Below are 4,918 nucleotides of genomic sequence, written 5' to 3'. Positions count from 1 at the left end.
CGCTCACCCTGCGCATCCGCGACAGCGGCAAGGGCCCACCCGCCCCCGGCCCCGGCTTCGACGTCAAACGCGGGCGCGGCGGGATCCGCGAGATCGAGTTCTACGCCCAGACCCACCAGCTGATCCACGGCGGGCGCGATGCCTCGCTGCGGGTCAGGGGCACGCGCGCAGGCCTCGATGCGCTGGCGGCCGCGGGGTGGATCACGGCGGAGAACGCGCAGGTGCTCGGCGCGGCCTATGACCGCCTGCGTGCGGTCGAGCACCGGTTGCAGATGGTCCACGACCGCCAGACCCACGCGCTGCCCGAAGGCGCGGCACTCGACAATGTCGCGCGGCTCGACGGCCTGGCGGACGGCGCGGCGCTGGTCGCCGAGCTGACCGAACTGACCGGCGCGAGCGCGCGCATCTACGAGGAACTGATCGGCCGCGCCGAGCCTGCCCCGGCCGCCGCCGTCATGCCGGTGAGCGCGCTGGCGGCGAGCCTTGCGCAGTGGGGCTTGCCCGATCCGCGCATCCTCGCCGAGCGGATCGAGGCCTGGCGCGACGGGCGCTTCGCCGCGATCCGCTCTCCGCAGGCGGTCGAGGCGTGGGAACGGCTCGCCCCGGCGCTGCTCGAGGCGATCGCGCAGAGCGACGATCCGATGCGCGCGATCACCCGGTGGGAGCGGATCATCGAGAGCGTGCCCTCGGCGATCACCACCTTCCGCCTGCTCGACGCGCGCCCCGATCTGACCAGCCGCCTGGTCGCCGCGCTCACCCTCGCGCCTGTCCTGTCGGACGAATTGGCGCGCAAGCCCGAGCTGCTCGACACGCTGATCGACAAGGACGCGCTCGACCTGCCTGGCGAAACGCCCGCGATCGTGGCGCGGATGCGGGGCGCGGCGGTGCGCGAGGACTACGAGGCGCTGCTCGATGCGATCCGGATCGTGACGGGCGAGATCCGCTTCGCGCTCGGCATCCAGCTGATCGAGGGGCTGGCCGACCCGCTCGCCATCGCCCGCGCGCTCTCGCGCACCGCCGAGGCGGCGATGCAGCTGGCGGCCGAGGCGACGGCGGAAGAATTTTCCGCCAAGCACGGGCGCATCGCGGGGAGCGAGCTCTTGATCCTCGGCCTCGGAAGGCTCGGCGGGGGCGCGCTGACCCATGCGAGCGATCTCGACATCGTCTACCTGTTCACCGGCGATTTCGCCGCGCAGTCCGACGGCGCGCGGCCGCTGGGCGCGACGACGTACTACAACCGTCTCGCCAGCCGGGTCAGCGCCGCGCTGTCGGTGCCGACCGCGCAGGGCGCGCTCTACGAGGTCGACACAAGGCTGAGGCCGCAGGGCAACCAGGGCCCGCTGGCGGTGAGCTGCGAGGCTTTCGGCAAATACCAGCGCGAGGCGGCGTGGACGTGGGAGCACATGGCGCTCGCCCGGGCGCGGGTGCTCTACGGCTCGCCGCGCGCGCGGGCGCAGCTCGAGGCGGTGCTCGCCGAGGTGCTGGGCGCCCCGCGCGACCGCGCGGCGCTGCGCGAGGCGGTGCTGGGGATGCGCGCCGAAATGGCAAAGCACAAGCGCCCCACCGGCCCGGTCGATGCGAAGCTGGTGCGCGGGGGCCTCGTCGATATCGAGTTTCTGTTGCACTACCTCCAGCTGAAGGGCGAGACGGCAGACGGGCGCCCGCTGGCGCAGGCCGCGCCGGACGCGCTTTCCCCCGATCTCGAGGTGGCGCTCGCAGGGCTGGCAGCTGCGGGGCTGGTGCCTGCCGACCTTGCGCAGCCCCACGCGCTGATGAGCCGGATGCTGGTTGCCGGACGCCTGCTCGCCCCCGATGGCCGCGAGCCCCCGCCGTCAGGCGCGCGGGCGCTGGCGCGGGCCTGCGGGTTCGATTCCTATGCCGCGCTCGAGGAGGCCTTCGCGCTCGCGCGTCTCAGGGTGGCCGAAGCGTGGAAACAAATCCTCGGGACAGACATTCTCGAAACCGAACAGGAGACCCCGTCATGACCACCTTCCCCGGCGTCGGCGACGCCATCCCCGATATCGCCATGGAAACCCCCGAGGGCGGCAGCGTGAAGCCCTCCGACTTCGCCGGCTCCAAGCTGGTGATCTTCTTCTATCCCAAGGACGACACCCCGGGCTGCACCACCGAGAACAAGGATTTCTCCGCGCTGAAGGCCGAGTTCGAGGCGGCGGGCACGAAGCTGCTCGGCGTTTCCAAGGATCCGGCCAAGAAGCACGCCAGGTTCATCGCCAAGCACGGCCTCACCGCGCCGCTCGCGACCGACGCGGAAGAGGGCGGGTTGTCGGACGCGCTCGGCGTGTGGGCGGAAAAGCAGATGTACGGCAAGACCTACATGGGCATGGTCCGCGCGACCTATCTGGTCGGGCCGGACGGCAAGATCGCGCGGATCTGGGACAAGGTGAAGGTCGCGGGCCACGCCGAGGACGTGCTGGCAGCGGCCAAGGCTCTCTGATTCGCCCGTGACCACCCTCGCCCGCGCCATCCGCGCCGCGCTGCTCACCCCCGAGCCGCGGGCCAAGTGCTTCGCCACCCGTCAGGTCGCGCGCGACTGGCGGGCTGGCAAGTTGGCGTGGGAGTTCGACGTGGCCATGCCGGACCAGCCGGCCTGGCCCGATGCGCCCGAACTGCTCCCGCCCGGCCGGATGCCCAAGCGTCGCAAGGCGGGCAGCGAGCGCGGGCGAATCGCGCTGTGGCATTCGCTGGCGCATATCGAATTCGTCGCGATCGACCTCGCGCTCGACATGGCGGGACGGTTCGGGGCGGAGATGGGCGAGGCGTTCGTCAGCGACTTCCTCGATGTCGCCGCCGACGAGGCGATGCACTTCGCGCTGTTGGAGAGGAAGCTCCGGAACCTCGGCAGCCATTACGGTGCGCTCCCGGCGCATGCCGGGCTGTGGGAGGCCGCCCACGCCACCCGCCACGATGTCGCCGCGCGGCTTGCGGTGGTGCCGATGGTGCTCGAGGCGCGCGGGCTCGACGTGACCCCCGCCACGCGCGAAAGGGTGCAGGCGGCGGGGGACGAGAGCGGCGCGAGAATCCTCACAAGGATACTTGACGACGAAATCCGCCATGTCGCGGCGGGCACCAAGCACTTTCTGCAATGTGCCGAAACGGCGCAGATCGAACCCGAATCCTACTGGCAAGACCTCGTAAAACGGCATTTCCGAGGACAGGTTAAGGCGCCGTTCAACGACTCGGCGCGTCTTGCTGCCGGTTTGTCGCGCGGATTTTACGCAACGATTGCCTATTAACGATCCACCCGGATAACCCTGTTTCAGCGAAAGGCGCGCAGCAGACGTGCCGGAACATTCCTACGGCACCGGCACCAGGCCGGGTCGCAATCGGGACCGGGTCAGTTATATGAATTTTGCCTTCCGCGGAGCGCTGAAGCTGGTTGGGACAACCGCCTGCGCCGTTCTCGTCTCCGCCGCAGCGCCGGCTATGGCCAACACCAATTCGGCCGCATCGACGACGACCACCTCCACCGCCACCGCAGATGTCCTCCAGCCGCTGCGCGAGCAGGGCGAGATCGCCGACAACGGCGATGCCCGCTTCAAGTCGCTGTTCAGCAGCATTACCGCGATCGAGCGCACCGCTCCCACCGTCGGCACCGTCGGATCGCCCGCCGCCTATTCCTCGCCCGTGCCGACCCGCGGCATCTCGGTGCCCTCGCGCATGCCCCTCGAAGGCGCAGCGCTGACCAGCGGCTTCGGGATGCGCACCCACCCGGTGCTCGGCGGCCGCCGCCAGCATGCCGGGATCGATCTCGCCGCGCCGACCGGCACCCCGGTCTATGCCACCGCGGACGGCATCGTCAGCCGCGCCGACTGGTATTCGAGCTACGGCCTGTACATCAGCGTCGAGCACGGCGCCTCGATGCAGACCCGCTACGCCCACCTCTCGCGCCTCGCGGTCGCGGCAGGGGACAGCGTGAAGAAGGGCGACCTCATCGGCTATGTCGGATCGACCGGCCGTTCGACCGGCCCCCACCTCCATTACGAAGTTCGCGTGGAGGGTCTTGCAGTCAATCCGATTCCGTATATGGTGGAGAGCGAAGCACAGCTGGCCTATGCCCGCGATGCGCGCCTCGCCGGAGTGGGCGGCGAATAACCGCCCCACCGGAAGGCACCAGAGGATTGCCCGTGAAACGGGCCGGACATTGGAGAGGGTGTCCGAACATGGGCGGCGGGTTATCCCGCCGCCTTTTTTTGTCTTGGGCTTTCGCCTCTGGGCCACCCCGCCACCGCCCGCCGAGGGGTGACGCGCCTTTTGGGTAGCACTTCGCATACTCTTTTCCCTTGCGAGCGTTCCCGCGCCCGCTAGATTTTCTCCCCGAGAGAATATGTCGGCAGGCCCCGCGCGGGCACCGCCGCTGGGAGAGAGAACAGATGTCGATGCACCCGATCGCGCACGCCGCGGCCCGGCCCGATCATCCGGCAGTCATCATGACCGGCTCGGGCGAAGCGATCACCTATGGCGAAATGGAGGCCGAATCGAACCGCTTCGCCCGCCTGCTGCGCGCCCACGGGATCGGAGCCGGCGATGCCTTCGCGGTGCTGCTCGAGAACCGTATCGAATACTTCACCCTGATCTGGGGCTCGCAGCGGGCGGGCACGATGCTGGTGCCGATCTCCTCGCGCCTGACCGCGCCCGAGGCCGCCTACATCATCCGCGATGCCGAGGCCAAGCTGCTGATCACGAGCGGCTATTTCGCCGCAATGCTCGGCGATATCCGCAAGGAATGCCCGGGCCTCACGGTGCTGGTGATGGATAGCGGGGACGCGGAGGATTTCGCCGCCGCGCTCGCCGCCCAGAGCCCCGACCCCATCCCCGACCAGAGCGCCGGCATGGTGATGCTCTATTCGAGCGGCACCACCGGCCGGCCCAAGGGCATCCGCCCCGCCCCGCCCGCCGA

5 protein-coding genes are annotated in these 4,918 nt (G+C 69.9%); all 5 read left to right on the top strand.

All coding sequences use genetic code 11. From position 1 onward, the window contains the following. Nucleotides 1-1,985: glutamine-synthetase adenylyltransferase (locus AX692_RS06650; RefSeq protein ID WP_073977596.1), on the top strand; the 1,985-nt coding region annotated here is incomplete at its 5' end. Then, nucleotides 1,982-2,455 carry a peroxiredoxin gene (locus AX692_RS06645; RefSeq protein WP_073974052.1) on the top strand — a complete coding sequence of 158 codons (474 nt, stop codon included), beginning with the start codon at nt 1,982-1,984 and terminating at the stop codon, nt 2,453-2,455. The genes AX692_RS06650 and AX692_RS06645, both read left to right, overlap by 4 nt. Nucleotides 2,456-2,462: 7 nt before the next feature. Beyond that, nucleotides 2,463-3,254 (top strand): ferritin-like domain-containing protein, encoded by a 792-nt coding sequence (locus tag AX692_RS06640; protein WP_073974053.1) that lies wholly within the window; start codon nt 2,463-2,465, stop codon nt 3,252-3,254. Between the two features lie 109 nt (nt 3,255-3,363). Further along, nucleotides 3,364-4,113, top strand: a complete 750-nt coding sequence (locus tag AX692_RS06635; protein WP_073974054.1) for a M23 family metallopeptidase — start codon at nt 3,364-3,366, stop codon at nt 4,111-4,113. 278 nt (nt 4,114-4,391) lie between these two features. Beyond that, the coding region (locus AX692_RS06630; RefSeq protein WP_230961042.1) for an AMP-binding protein at nt 4,392-4,918 on the top strand (527 nt) is incomplete at its 3' end.

The sequence above is a fragment of the Erythrobacter donghaensis genome, from assembly GCF_001557325.1.
GTDB lineage: Bacteria > Pseudomonadota > Alphaproteobacteria > Sphingomonadales > Sphingomonadaceae > Erythrobacter > Erythrobacter donghaensis_B.
The sequence above is the reverse complement of the archived record's forward strand: the minus strand, read 5'-3'. Positions and strand labels throughout refer to the sequence as shown.

What these genes read in the sequence shown, in the direction of transcription:
- AX692_RS06645 (WP_073974052.1), top strand. Translation starts at nt 1,982, where the DNA reads ATGACCACCTTCCCCGGCGTCGGCGACGCCATCCCCGATATCGCCATG.
- AX692_RS06635 (WP_073974054.1), top strand. Translation starts at nt 3,364, where the DNA reads ATGAATTTTGCCTTCCGCGGAGCGCTGAAGCTGGTTGGGACAACCGCC.